The 12,377-nt window shown below is 36.5% G+C and carries 14 protein-coding genes; 7 read left to right on the top strand and 7 right to left on the bottom strand.

The window, feature by feature from the left end; translation table 11 throughout:
• From ACGHIN_RS14810 to ACGHIN_RS14830, 5 genes are all read right to left on the bottom strand, one after another.
• The coding region (locus ACGHIN_RS14810; protein WP_390455154.1) for a KUP/HAK/KT family potassium transporter at nt 1–213 on the bottom strand (213 nt) is incomplete at its 3' end.
• Between the two features lie 115 nt (nt 214–328).
• On the bottom strand, nt 329–1,309 hold the full coding sequence (locus ACGHIN_RS14815; protein ID WP_390455157.1) for a pyruvate dehydrogenase complex E1 component subunit beta: 981 nt from the start codon (nt 1,307–1,309) through the stop codon (nt 329–331).
• Between the two features lie 109 nt (nt 1,310–1,418).
• Nucleotides 1,419–1,838, bottom strand: a complete 420-nt coding sequence (locus ACGHIN_RS14820; protein ID WP_390455160.1) for a DUF2147 domain-containing protein — start codon at nt 1,836–1,838, stop codon at nt 1,419–1,421.
• Between the two features lie 160 nt (nt 1,839–1,998).
• Complete coding sequence (locus ACGHIN_RS14825) at nt 1,999–2,850, bottom strand: lysylphosphatidylglycerol synthase transmembrane domain-containing protein (protein WP_390455163.1); 852 nt, start codon at nt 2,848–2,850, stop codon at nt 1,999–2,001.
• Nucleotides 2,847–3,785, bottom strand: coding sequence for a glycosyltransferase family 2 protein (locus ACGHIN_RS14830; protein ID WP_390455166.1), 939 nt, complete (start codon nt 3,783–3,785; stop codon nt 2,847–2,849). Before ACGHIN_RS14830 ends, ACGHIN_RS14825 begins: the two co-directional genes overlap by 4 nt.
• Nucleotides 3,786–3,876: 91 nt before the next feature.
• Here ACGHIN_RS14830 and ACGHIN_RS14835 point away from each other — a divergent pair, with 91 nt between their 5' ends.
• Nucleotides 3,877–5,487: an ArnT family glycosyltransferase gene (locus ACGHIN_RS14835; RefSeq protein ID WP_390455169.1), complete on the top strand. Its 1,611-nt coding sequence runs from the start codon at nt 3,877–3,879 to the stop codon at nt 5,485–5,487.
• Nucleotides 5,488–5,522: 35 nt separating this feature from the next.
• Here ACGHIN_RS14835 and ACGHIN_RS14840 read toward each other — a convergent pair whose 3' ends face one another.
• The gene (locus ACGHIN_RS14840) at nt 5,523–6,203 is read right to left on the bottom strand and encodes a hypothetical protein (protein ID WP_390455172.1); all 681 of its coding nucleotides are present in this window, start codon (nt 6,201–6,203) and stop codon (nt 5,523–5,525) included.
• A 55-nt stretch (nt 6,204–6,258) separates the two neighbouring features.
• Between ACGHIN_RS14840 and ACGHIN_RS14845 the strand changes: the two genes are divergently transcribed.
• The 5 genes from ACGHIN_RS14845 (at nt 6,259) to ACGHIN_RS14865 (ending at nt 10,179) form a co-directional block, all read left to right on the top strand.
• A complete protein-coding gene (locus tag ACGHIN_RS14845) occupies nt 6,259–6,954 on the top strand; it encodes a CDP-alcohol phosphatidyltransferase family protein (RefSeq protein WP_390455175.1) in 696 nt (231 codons plus the stop codon).
• A gap of 90 nt (nt 6,955–7,044) precedes the next feature.
• Nucleotides 7,045–7,809, top strand: coding sequence for an exonuclease domain-containing protein (locus ACGHIN_RS14850; protein ID WP_390455178.1), 765 nt, complete (start codon nt 7,045–7,047; stop codon nt 7,807–7,809).
• 3 nt (nt 7,810–7,812) lie between these two features.
• Complete coding sequence (locus tag ACGHIN_RS14855) at nt 7,813–8,235, top strand: putative signal transducing protein (RefSeq protein ID WP_390455181.1); 423 nt, start codon at nt 7,813–7,815, stop codon at nt 8,233–8,235.
• Nucleotides 8,236–8,255: 20 nt separating this feature from the next.
• Entirely contained in the window at nt 8,256–8,861 is a 606-nt protein-coding gene (locus tag ACGHIN_RS14860; protein ID WP_390455184.1) for a fumarylacetoacetate hydrolase family protein, read from the top strand.
• A 175-nt stretch (nt 8,862–9,036) separates the two neighbouring features.
• The gene (locus ACGHIN_RS14865) at nt 9,037–10,179 is read left to right on the top strand and encodes a T9SS type A sorting domain-containing protein (RefSeq protein WP_390455186.1); all 1,143 of its coding nucleotides are present in this window, start codon (nt 9,037–9,039) and stop codon (nt 10,177–10,179) included.
• Nucleotides 10,180–10,241: 62 nt separating this feature from the next.
• Here ACGHIN_RS14865 and ACGHIN_RS14870 read toward each other — a convergent pair whose 3' ends face one another.
• A complete protein-coding gene (locus ACGHIN_RS14870) occupies nt 10,242–11,534 on the bottom strand; it encodes a DUF389 domain-containing protein (RefSeq protein ID WP_390455189.1) in 1,293 nt (430 codons plus the stop codon).
• Nucleotides 11,535–11,723: 189 nt separating this feature from the next.
• Between ACGHIN_RS14870 and ACGHIN_RS14875 the strand changes: the two genes are divergently transcribed.
• Nucleotides 11,724–12,161 carry a universal stress protein gene (locus ACGHIN_RS14875; protein ID WP_390455192.1) on the top strand — a complete coding sequence of 146 codons (438 nt, stop codon included), beginning with the start codon at nt 11,724–11,726 and terminating at the stop codon, nt 12,159–12,161.
• Nucleotides 12,162–12,377 lie beyond the last annotated feature (216 nt).

Consider the following 12,377-nt stretch of genomic DNA (forward strand, 5'->3'; position numbering starts at 1 on the left):
GGTTAACGTCCAGATAATACAGGACAAAGCTCCTTCAATGTATTCATCGAAAGGCATTGTAGCACCTTCTTTTCGAGCATTTACGATTGCCTTCATTACGTAAAGCGGCGAGGTACCGATATCACCAAATACGATTCCTAATGATACAATAACTCCAACGAATGAAAGCTTTTTAAGATCAAAGTGGTGACCTCCTTCTGTAACTTCTGCCATATCAGCAATTTTAAATTTTAAAAGCGCAAATTTAAATTAAATTTATATCCCTCGGCATTTTTCTTCATGAATATAATAAATGAAAAAACTTCCTTTCGGAAGTTTTTTTCTATAATTATTTAACGTACATCGCTTTTTTGATTTCCTCTTTCACTTTTTCAAGCTTAGGGAACCATTCTGCAAATAATGCAGCAGAATAAGGTGCAGGTGCATCAGGAGTGGTAATTCTCTTGATAGGAGCATCTAAATAATCGAATGCTTTTTGCTGTACCATATACGTGATTTCAGAAGAGATAGAGGCAAATGGCCAGGCTTCTTCTAAAATAACTAATCTGTTTGTTTTTTTAACAGAAGCTAAAACTGTATCAAAATCTAAAGGACGAACTGTTCTTAAGTCAATTACTTCTACAGAAATACCTTCTTTAGCTAAATCTTCTGCCGCCTGAATAGCCAGCTTCATGATTTTTCCAAAAGACACTAAGGTAACATCCTTACCTTCTTTTTTGATATCTGCTTTTCCTAGTGGGATATAGTATTCTTCTTCAGGGATCTCCATTTTGTCTCCATACATCTGCTCAGATTCCATGAAGATCACCGGATCGTTATCCTGAATAGCAGTTTTTAATAATCCTTTGGCATCGTAAGGGTTGGAAGGAACCACTACTTTTAATCCCGGGCAGTTGGCGTACCAGCTTTCAAAAGCCTGAGAGTGGGTAGCTCCTAATTGTCCTGCAGAAGCAGTAGGCCCACGGAATACGATCGGGCAATTCCACTGTCCTCCACTCATCTGGCGGATTTTTGCCGCGTTATTGATAATCTGATCAATTCCTACCAGAGAGAAATTGAAGGTCATAAATTCAACAATCGGCCTGTTTCCATTCATTGCAGCTCCTACGGAAATTCCGGCGAAACCAAGTTCAGCAATGGGTGTATCGATTACTCTTTTAGCACCGAACTCATCCAGCATTCCTTTTGAAGCTTTGTATGCACCGTTATATTCTGCAACCTCTTCCCCCATTAAGTAAATGGATTCGTCTTTACGCATTTCCTCGCTCATTGCCTGTGCAATTACCTCACGAAAAGTATATTCTGCCATATTTTTTTGAAAAATTAGAGTACAAAAATAACATTTTTTTATTATTCACATAGCAAAAACGACATCTCATTTGCATGAAATGCCGTTTATTAATTTTATGTCAACCTGATTAGTTTACTTTAAGCCAGGTTTGGGTTCTTCCCAGAAGAGATACTCCTACATATCCTCTTACATTCAGCTGGTCCCCTTTTCTTGTAATAGTACATTTATAGGTTTTACCTGTTTTAGGGTCTGTAATGGTTCCTCCACTGAATTCATCCCCGTCTTTTTTCAGCCCTCTGATGATTTCCAGCCCCTGGATCGGTTTGTTTTTTCTGTCATCTTTACATTCCACGCAATTAGGGTTTGCCGGCTTTATAAGCAATTGGGAAACTTTTCCATAATACTTACCATCTGACTTTTTATAAATTTCCACAATAGATTTCGGTTGTTTGGTTTCATCATCTATTGTTTTCCACTTTCCTTCAATCTGAGCAAAAGACATTACTCCAAATAATGAAAGCACAAATGTTAATAATAATTTTTTCATATTTCTTATCTATTTAATTTCAATAAAATATTTTTGTTGTCTATCTATTGCTAAAAATATAAATTAATTTCAAACAAACAAAAACTTTTATTATCCTAGGCATATATTGCAATACATATACCAAATTTAAAGATTAAACACAGATTAAACGGATAAAATGTTATTGAAGACGAATGGTGAACTTCCTTAGCTGAAAACCAATTCCAACCAAGGCTACCACTGCCGTAATAAAGGAAAACAACATTGCAGTAGAAACAGATATATCTGCATTAAACGTAAAATACTGGGCTGCTTTCATGAACAGCCATTCTCTGACCCCGATTCCGGAAAAAGAAATTACGCTTAACACAGCACTGATCAGGAAAACAACAAAATAAATCCAAACATCTTCAATCTGGGCAAATGAATTGAGAATGAAATAAATGGATAGCAATTGACATATCTGAACACCTAAGGAATACAATAGGGTTTTATAAAAAACTCTTTTAAATTCAGGGAAAAATTTCATGAAAAATATTCTGCTCATAAGTATCGTCACTACAACCGCAGGAATAATCAAGAGCTTGAAATATCCGGAAAGTAAGGGAAACGCAAGAGATTCTATCAACACAACGATAGCCAATAGTCCGGAAAGCCTGTCGCAAAGTACAGATTTTGTCAATTTCTTGGCACTCCAGCTAAATTGCTTATTCAAAACATATACTTTATAAGCATCTCCTCCTATTCCACCGGGAATAAAGAAATTATAAAACATTCCTATCAGATACAGCTTCAGATTATCCACTCTGTGAATAAGAAACTGGCTGGCGTGGAAATAAGCCAGCAGTCTTTGTGAAGAAATTACCTGGGATACAACAAATGCAGCTAAGGCTGATAGTAAAAAATAATAATTACATGTTTTAATCAGTTTCCAGACATCTGAAAAAGGTACTTTCCTGAAAACAAAATACAGCAATAGCAAACTAATGCCAATTTTCAGGGATGTGACCGCTATTTTTTTGAATTTTTTCAAAAAGTGGAAATTTTTCTGATATTGAACGGACGCTTCTTCTGAGACTCATAATAGGTTTTCATCAACAGATCTATGATGATCCCCGTAGTGAAAAGCTGAATCCCAACAAAAACCAGCAGAATTCCTAAGATCAATAGAGGTCTTCCGCCGATAGAATGTCCTAATATTTTAACAATAAGAAGATATACATTAATTAACATCCCTAGAGCAAATGCAACAATTCCGATGTTTCCGAACAGATAGATCGGCTTCTGAAGATACTTCTGATTAAAAAGCAAAAGAATCAGATCATTAATCACTTTGGTGGTTCTTCCGATCCCATATTTGGACACCCCGAACTGTCTTGCATGGTGCTTTACCGGAACTTCCGAGATTCGGGCTCCGTTAATATGGGCATGAAGGGTAATAAATCTGTGGGATTCGCCATATAAGTCCAGGTTTTTGGCTGTTTCGTTGGTGAAAACTTTCAGGGCACAACCATGATCCTTTACATTTAATTTGGTTGTTCTTCTGATAATGAAATTAGCTACTTTGGAAGGGAAAGTCCTTAAAAGATTATCCTGGCGTTTCTGACGTTTTCCAATAACAAGATCCGCACCATCTTCATCCAGCTTATTGACCATCATCGGGATATCAGTCGGATCATTCTGCATATCTCCATCCATGGTAATGATATAATCTCCGGTGGCATAATCGATTCCGGCCATCAATGCAGAGCTTTGCCCGTAATTTTTCTTCAATTCTATTAAAACCACATTCGGAGCAGCGATATCTCTGATCACCTTTACCGTTTTATCCGTTGAAAAATCATCAACCAGGATGAGTTCATAGCGATAGTTTTTCAGTACGCTTTCAATAGCGGAAATAAGCAACGGAGCATTTTCTTCCTCATTGTAAAGCGGCACTACAACCGAATAAAACTTGTCTGCATTCATAGATGTAAAAATATTTGCAAAGATAATCGAAATTTCAGATTACATGAAGATATTGAAGCTTTTAAATATCTTTGCACAAATTATCCAGGTTATGAAAATTCAGCAGCGGTCTCTGTATTATTTGCTTCTGGCTGTAAGCGCTATTTTGCTTTTTGCCCATTTAGGAAAATTGTATGTGGATATTATGGAAGCCAGGAACTTTGTTTCCGCAAGGGAAATGGCCGACGACGGACATTGGATCTTCACGACCATGAATCAGCTTCCCCGATATGAAAAACCTCCTTTGCCTACGTGGCTGAGTGCATGGATGGGAGAAATTTTTTCCTTCCAGAATATCGCTGCATTGAGGTTCCCTGCCGCTTTATCTTGTTTTTTGCTGGTGATTTACTTTTATAAAATCGTTCATTTCCTGAGCAATAATTTGCGTCTTGCTTTTATTTCTTCATTGGTTCTTATCACTAATTTCCTGGTGATATATGTAGGAAGAAGGGCTAACTGGGATATTTATAGCTATAGTTTTATGGTAATCGGGATGTATTATTTCATTCTGGCATTAAAGGACATCAAAACTATTCCCAATTACCTCGTTGCAGGAATCTTGTTTGGATTTTCCGTATTAAGCAAAGGACCTACAGGACCTTATGTATTGCTTGCGCCTTTTTATCTTGGATATATCATCTTATTCGGATGGCCGAAATGGAAAGAGATCCGTGGAATTATTTTATGTGCCGTTATTACCGTTCTTATCGGGTTTTCGTGGTATATTTATATTTACCTTGCCGATTCAGAAACCTTCTTAGCCATTATGGAAAAAGAAGCAACCGCAAGAGGAAACAGGGACGTAAAACCTTTCACGAGATATTTAAGCTTCCCGGTACAGACAGGAGTATGGATTTTATACAGTGTGATCGGGCTTATTTTCCCCATGATTAAAAAGAGAACAGAACAACCGAAAATCTATATGCTTTTCTTCTATTGGACTGTTTTTTCGTTGGTCTTTTTGTCTTTGATCCCCTCTAAAAAGGAACGCTATCTTTTTCCGATGATGGTACCTTTGGCTGCAACAACAGGATATTATCTGCATTACCTGTTCCAGCAATTTAATTTAAAAAAATGGGAACTCAACCTTAATAAAACCATATTCACAATTCTTGCGGTAGCTGCATTGGCAATTGCAACAGGGATCTATTTCCTGCCTTTGAATATTAATATTTACGCAGTTTTATTTTCTGTTTGTGCTCTTATTGCTGCTATTGGATTATTTTATTTTATTTACGGAAAGATCCATTTTGAAAAGGCATTTTACACGGTGGTTTTTCTGATGGTAAGCACAGGAATTTTCGGAATCCCTGTTCTGGATACCTTACTTAACAGTAATAAAAGTTTCAAAAGTTTAGCTACAATGAGAAGCCAAGTTCAGAAAGAGAACACCAGAATGTACAGTTATGCCGAATATTCTCCGGAAGTATGGTTCAGCTACCAGGAAGCCATTCCGGAGATCAAGTTTGAAGACCCGAAAACGTTCCCGAAAGAAAGAGTATTTTATGTGGCCATGAACTCCAATAGTGCTGAATTTATAAAGAGCCTGGAGACTTTAGGAAAAGTAACTTATATAGGAACTTTTGATGACAACGAAGAAGGCTCGGATTCTAAAAACTATTCGGAGAGAAAAATCCATTACGTTTATAAGGTTGAAAAGTAAAACAAAAAGCGCTGATTGAATCAGCGCTTTTTGTTTTATGATAGATTTTCTTTAGAAAAAATTTCCTTGGTGTTCAGCGGATTGTGCACAATCAGGAACATAATCAGAGCAAAAGCATATTCCCAGATTTCCCATTTCCTTGCATGATCAATGGGCACTAATATTAATATCGTAATGATCACAAAGATATAAAGATGAATTGGTCTTGCCACAGAAATCCCGAATGTATCAATCAGCTTCTTCATTTTTACGGATTTATTCCATAAAAGTGGTAATATCAGAAAGTAAATTCCAAAACAGATAGACATCAGGTTGGAAAAAATCAGCTTATTCAGTTTCACATCTCCTACGACCATGTTATGAATGTTCGTTTCCTGCTGCGCATTATTTTCTTTAAAGAACTCTGAAGACTGTACATCAAATATCCTTTGTCCCCAGGAAATTTCTTCTCCCCCACCAAAGAACATACCCAAAGCCATCAGCAATACTCCTGCTTTCCAAAATATTCCGTAATATTTCTGGTATTTAAAAAATTTAAAGATTAATGTAAAACTTGTGAAAAACAAAAATATGGATGTCAGGTTCTCATAAAAGCCGTCTTCTTCCACCAGCCTGTCAAAAAAAGAACTATCCGTAAAGAATACATAAATGGCATATATAACTGTCAACAAGAGAACAACAGCAATTATTTTCTCTAATACGCTTAAATTTTTCATAAATGCAAATATAAGTAATCCTGAAATGTAAATTCTATTCTTTACTTTTGTTGTCATGAATTTCATTAAAAATAATCTTGCCAATATGTTTACCCTGGGGAATTTATTTTCTGGCTGTGTAGGGGCGGTACATCTTGTTTTGGCTGATTATCAGACGACGGCAATCTGTATCATTTTATCATTGGTTCTGGACTTTTTTGACGGGTTTGTAGCAAGGGCGTTAAAGTCTAATTCCAATTTAGGAGTTCAGCTGGATTCTTTGGCAGATATGGTAAGTTTCGGCTTTATTCCCGGCCTGACCATGTTTGTTGCCTTAACTCAAAATTCGTCCGATTACCCGTGGTACTGTTATTTAGGCTTCCTGATCAGTGCTTTTTCCTGCTTAAGACTGGCTATTTTTAACCTGGATGAAGATCAGAAATATTATTTTAAGGGATTAAATACCCCTTCCAACACCGTACTGATCTTCGGATTGTACTATGCCTTTAAAGAAAATCAAAATTTTGAATTTTTATTTAACAATATCAGCATTTTATTAGGATTGACGGTGGTCTCATCTTGGTTGCTGATCAGTCCGATCAAAATGATTGCAATGAAGTTCAAATCTATGAGGTTACAGGACAATTATCCTAAGCTTGCTTTATTGATTGGTTCCATTATTATTTTACTGATCTTCAAAACAGTTGGAATTCCGCTGGTGATTATCTATTATATGATCGTATCCTTATTATTTCAAAAACAACTTCAATGAGCGATGAGTTAAGAGCCATACGTGATAAGTTATCTATTTCAACCTATCCAACAACTCATAATTCATAACTTATAATTTATAACTAAAAAAATGAATTTAAAACTCCATAAACCACTTTGCATTTTTGATTTAGAAACTACCGGAACCAATATCGGAAAAGACCGGATTGTTGAGATCTGTGTTTTAAAAGTAAATCCGGATGCATCCCGTGAAAGCAAAACATGGCGTGTAAATCCTGAAATGCCTATTCCCTTGGAATCCAGCCATATTCATGGAATCTATGACGAAGATGTGAAAGAAGCTCCAACCTTCAAAGCGATTGCCCCTAAAGTTATGGAGATGATTTCCGGTACAGATTTAGGAGGGTTCAATTCCAACAGATTTGACGTTCCTGTTTTGGCGGAAGAACTTTTAAGAGCGGGTATTGACTTTGACCTAAGCAAATTCAAGCTGATAGATGCACAGACTATTTTCCATAAGAAAGAACCCAGAAATCTGAGTGCTGCTTACCAGTTTTACTGTGGAAAAACTCTTGAAAATGCACACTCTGCAGAAGCCGACGTGATGGCTACTTTTGAAGTTCTGGACGCCCAGATCGGCAAATATGATGATATCCCGAAAGACATTCCTTCATTAAGCGAATTTACCACCCACAATAAAAATGCAGATTTGGCAGGTTTTATTGGTTACAATGAAAATATGGAGGAAGTTTTCAATTTCGGAAAGTACAAGGGACAATGCGTGAAAACCGTCTTCCAGAAAGACCTCGGGTACTTCGGATGGCTGCAAAATGCCGAATTCCCATTATATACCAAGAAAATATTTACTAAAATTCAACTGTCTTCTAAATTTTAAGAAATGCCAAACCTGGTTCGCCTGAAATTTTACGAAAACGCCCTTGAAGCTAACAGGGACAAGCAAATCCTGGCTGAAAGCGGTGTGAACAGCTTTATTGCGAATGAGCAGCTCATTCAATCGGATTGGTTGCTGTCACAGGCTGTAGGAGGAATTCAACTGCAGGTTTTTGAAGAGGACCTGGAGAAGGCTAAACTTATATTACAGGAGTATAAAGACAACGAACAATTTTCATTAGAAGTAGAACATACCATCGAGAACCCGGAGTTTGATTTTGTCTGCCCAAAATGCGGCTCCAATCATATTTACAGAGATGAAAAACCCGGGGGAGGTTTCGGACTGGGTATCCTGATTTTAGGAATCCCTTTAAATGTCCCTAAAAATCTCTACCATTGCTATTACTGTGGAAATGAATTTAAACATTAGGAACTTAAATCTCAGAAATTATGAAAATTATCTGCATAGGAAGAAATTACAGTGAGCATGCTAAAGAATTAGGAAATGAAATTCCTGAAAACCCTGTGATCTTCATGAAGCCTGACACAGCCGTTTTAAAGGGAAATGATTTTTATATTCCTGAATTTTCCAACGACATTCATTATGAACTTGAAGTTGTTCTGAAGATCTCAAAAGGCGGAAAATATATTCAGAAAGAGTCTGCGCACAAACATTATGAAGAGATCGCACTGGGAATTGATTTCACTGCGAGAGATCTTCAAAGCGACCTTAAAGCCAAAGGTTTACCCTGGGAACTGGCAAAAGGCTTCGATGGATCTGCAGTGGTAGGCAATTTCTTTCAAAAGGGAAATTATTCCCTTGAAAATCTTCAGTTTTCATTGTTGCAGAATAAAAATAAAGTCCAGGACGGCAATACAAAGGATATGATGTTTACTTTTGATGACATCATTGCTTTTGCTTCCCAATATTTCACCTTAAGAGTGGGTGATCTTATTTTCACCGGAACTCCTAAAGGAGTTGGAAAAGTCAACGAAAATGATATTCTGGAAGCTTTCCTTGAAGAAGAAAAAGTACTTGATATCAGGATATTGTAATTTTATAGTACAAATTACTCTGTAAAAAATATACTGCGGCATTTTTTGCCGCATTTTTTATGTTTTACCATTTAGGATAATATCCGTAAAAATTTAATACAATATAATAATATGGTAAATAATTTTTTTATTCACACTGATATTCATACATTTAGATTACCTAAAATATTCTAATATGAGAAAAAACCTATTGTTTTGCTTGTCATTTCTGACGGCAATTTTTATGAATGCCCAAAATGACAATTGTTCAGGAGCTACTACATTAACTGTAGGAACAACCTTTGCTTCTGGAGCCATCACATCCACTAATGTGGGTGCCACCACAGATGGTACTTCTGCATCATGTGATTCTAACGCAGCTGAAAACGTCTGGTTTAAAGTGGTTGTTCCGGCAAGTGGAAAACTAAAGATTGAAACAAGAGAAGTTTCCACTTCTTTGTTTGATGATTCCGTACTTACTGTTTATACCGGATCCTGTGGAACCTTAACGGAAATTGACTGTGATGATGATGGAGGTCAGGGAGCATTTTCACTACTTTCTTTAACCGGGCAAACTCCAGGCACGACCTTATACATTAGTGTCTGGAAATATGATTCGACCATCGACAGTGGTGAATTCCAAATTTCGGCATTTGACCCTATTCCGGCTACAAATGATAATTGTGCACAGGCAGTATCATTAACAGTGGGAACGAATTTTGCTTCAGGGGCAATTACTTCCACTAATTTAGGAGCTTCTACCGATGGCACTATTCCTTCCTGTAGTTCAGACGCAGTTGAAAACGTATGGTATACAGTTATAGTTCCTGCCAGCGGAAACTTAACGATAGAAACACAGGGAGTTTCCGGCTCTCAATATGATGATACCGTAGTTACGGTTTATAGTGGAACTTGTGGTTCCTTAACGCAGATTGGTTGTGATGATGATAGTGGAACAGGAGTTTTCTCACTCATTACCTTAACAGGACAAACCCCGGGTGCGACCTTATATGTAAGTGCATGGAAATATGATTCGGGTGTAGGTAATGGTGAATTCCAAATTTCAGCATACGACACCAGTGCATTATCTACTCATGAGGTTGCTGAAAATAAAAACAAAATTAAAGTATCTCCCAATCCATTCCATGAGATGCTTACTATTTCTGATGTATCCGATGTAAAATCAGTAACTGTTCTGGATGCTTCCGGAAAATTAATTAAAACCATTGAGAAACCTTCATCATCACTCTATTTGGGCGATTTAAAACAAGGATTATATTTACTTACTCTGAAAATGAATGACGGAACTGTAAAAACAATTAAAACCATTAAAAAATAACCAGATTACAAGAATAAAGAAGCAGCATCAGAATTGATGCTGCTTCTTTTTATATTTTGTTATTACTGACGTATAATCTTAACATTTTTATCAGAGAGCTTTTGTGAGATCCAGTTTTTCAGTTTTTCCTCCTGGTCCTTATCTTCTTTTTCTGACCGGTATAAAATAATACTGCTTACATTCGCACTATCCGTATTGGGATTATTGGTTATTTTGCCCATAGAAATATTATCAAACTCCGGAAAAAGAATATTCATCTCTTTCACAAGGCCGGAATCTCTTATAGTATATTTTTCCACTTTCTGGCTTAGTTCATTTATCGTAATGTCTTTTTCCGATAGCATATTGTTTTGCTGTCCAATCTCATTTAAAATTTCAGATTTTATATCTGTTGCATCCTGTCTAATAACCAATTTGGTATCCGGAATACCAAAATCCTTAAGCTTTTGATTCAATGCCTTTAATTCCTCAGCACCAAATTTCTTGGATAAAAAAGCCAGTTCTATGGTTTTGGGTGAAGAATTATAGTTCACTTTTTTATAAATAACGGTATATCCTTTCTGGGAAAATTCCGTATTGACAAACTGATCAATATGCTGGTTAAATTTCTTTTCATTTAATAAATTATAAGCCAGGTAAAAGCTTGGAACAATCATAATGATAATCAGAGCCGTAATGCCATATCGTATTTGTGTTTCATATTTTTTATCAACCAGCTCTGCAGGCTGATATTTAAGGTATTTAATAATCAGGAATGTTGCGATGCAGATGAAAAAGCAGTTGATCGTATACAGATAAAAGGCACCGAAAAAAAACATCCAGTTACCAACAGCCAAACCATATCCCGCCGTACACAGAGGAGGCATTAAAGCTGTTGCAATAGCAACCCCGGGAATGGGGTTTCCCTTTTTCACTCTTGTAATAGCTATCACTCCCACCAATCCTCCAAAAAAAGCAATAAGGACGTCATAAATATTCGGGGCAGTACGGGCAAGAAGCTCAGATTGGGTTTCTTTAAAGGGGCTCAGGGAAAAATAAACAAAAGAAACCAACAAGCTTACTATGGTAGCGATCAACAGATTTTTCATGGATCTTTTAAGCAGTTGGAAATTATAAGTCCCTAAGGCAAAACCTGCGCCTACGATCGGTCCCATTAAAGGAGATATCAGCATTGCCCCGATAATAACCGCTGTAGAGTTTACATTAAGTCCTACAGAAGCAATAACAATAGCACACGCCAGTATCCAAAGATTGGACCCGCGGAAAGAGATATCGTCACTCACATTTTCTAATACTCTCTGCCTGTCTTCTTCCCCAAGATGAAGACTAATAAATCCGAAGAATTTTTGTATCATGTGTTATACGGTTAGTCAATTTACTTTTATGAAGATATAAAATTATGAAATAGAAATTTTCTAAAAGTCTTTCATTATCTATGTATGGCTTCATTAATTTTGCTACGAGAATTAATAAAGATATTATAAGTTATTTAACATAAGATCTGGCATTTTTTTATTAACTTTAAATAACAAAAATGAAAGGCTATGATCAATATTGTATTACCCGTAGATTTTGGGGACAAAACAGAACAGCTTGTAGACGGTGCTGTGAAATTTGCCAAACAGCTTAATGGCAAGATTTTTCTTATCCATGTGGCTCCTTCAGATATAGGCTTTGCCATAGGCGATATGGGTTTTCAGTATTTCCCTGAGGTGGAAGAAAATGAGATCAGGGAAGAGCTTATTCAGCTTAATAAGATTGAGCAAAGAATACTGGCTCATGATATAGATTGTGAGCACCTTTTGAAGCAGGGCATTGCCAAAGACATTATTCTTGAATATGCGAGGGCTAAAAATGCCGATTATATTGTAATGGGCTCCCATGGAAGAAGCGGAATCTACGATGTTTTTGTGGGAAGTTTAACGAAAGGCTTAACCAAAAGCTCACCTGTTCCGGTATTAGTGCTTCCGATTCATGACTAATTTTAATCGTTAATAAAAAAACCGATCAGACAAATTGTTTGATCGGTTTTTTACTATATAACCAATTAATTAACCTTCTTTTTTATAGATCTTAGGATCGTAATAAGGATGTTTTCCTTCTGTTGGAGAATAGTAGTCTTTATCTTTATCGCCACCCAGTGTAACTACTAAAACATAGCACCAATAAGTGAATAATACACAGCAAACGATAAATAA

The organism is Chryseobacterium barbadense (assembly GCF_042849955.1).
GTDB lineage: Bacteria > Bacteroidota > Bacteroidia > Flavobacteriales > Weeksellaceae > Chryseobacterium.

Coding starts and splice junctions, on each gene's coding strand:
- ACGHIN_RS14860 (WP_390455184.1), top strand. CDS start 8,256: ATGAAAATTATCTGCATAGGAAGAAATTACAGTGAGCATGCTAAAGAA.
- ACGHIN_RS14850 (WP_390455178.1), top strand. CDS start 7,045: ATGAATTTAAAACTCCATAAACCACTTTGCATTTTTGATTTAGAAACT.
- ACGHIN_RS14830 (WP_390455166.1), bottom strand. CDS start 3,785: ATGAATGCAGACAAGTTTTATTCGGTTGTAGTGCCGCTTTACAATGAG.
- ACGHIN_RS14855 (WP_390455181.1), top strand. CDS start 7,813: ATGCCAAACCTGGTTCGCCTGAAATTTTACGAAAACGCCCTTGAAGCT.
- ACGHIN_RS14815 (WP_390455157.1), bottom strand. CDS start 1,309: ATGGCAGAATATACTTTTCGTGAGGTAATTGCACAGGCAATGAGCGAG.
- ACGHIN_RS14865 (WP_390455186.1), top strand. CDS start 9,037: ATGAGAAAAAACCTATTGTTTTGCTTGTCATTTCTGACGGCAATTTTT.
- ACGHIN_RS14875 (WP_390455192.1), top strand. CDS start 11,724: ATGATCAATATTGTATTACCCGTAGATTTTGGGGACAAAACAGAACAG.
- ACGHIN_RS14870 (WP_390455189.1), bottom strand. CDS start 11,534: ATGATACAAAAATTCTTCGGATTTATTAGTCTTCATCTTGGGGAAGAA.
- ACGHIN_RS14820 (WP_390455160.1), bottom strand. CDS start 1,838: ATGAAAAAATTATTATTAACATTTGTGCTTTCATTATTTGGAGTAATG.
- ACGHIN_RS14840 (WP_390455172.1), bottom strand. CDS start 6,203: ATGAAAAATTTAAGCGTATTAGAGAAAATAATTGCTGTTGTTCTCTTG.
- ACGHIN_RS14835 (WP_390455169.1), top strand. CDS start 3,877: ATGAAAATTCAGCAGCGGTCTCTGTATTATTTGCTTCTGGCTGTAAGC.
- ACGHIN_RS14845 (WP_390455175.1), top strand. CDS start 6,259: ATGAATTTCATTAAAAATAATCTTGCCAATATGTTTACCCTGGGGAAT.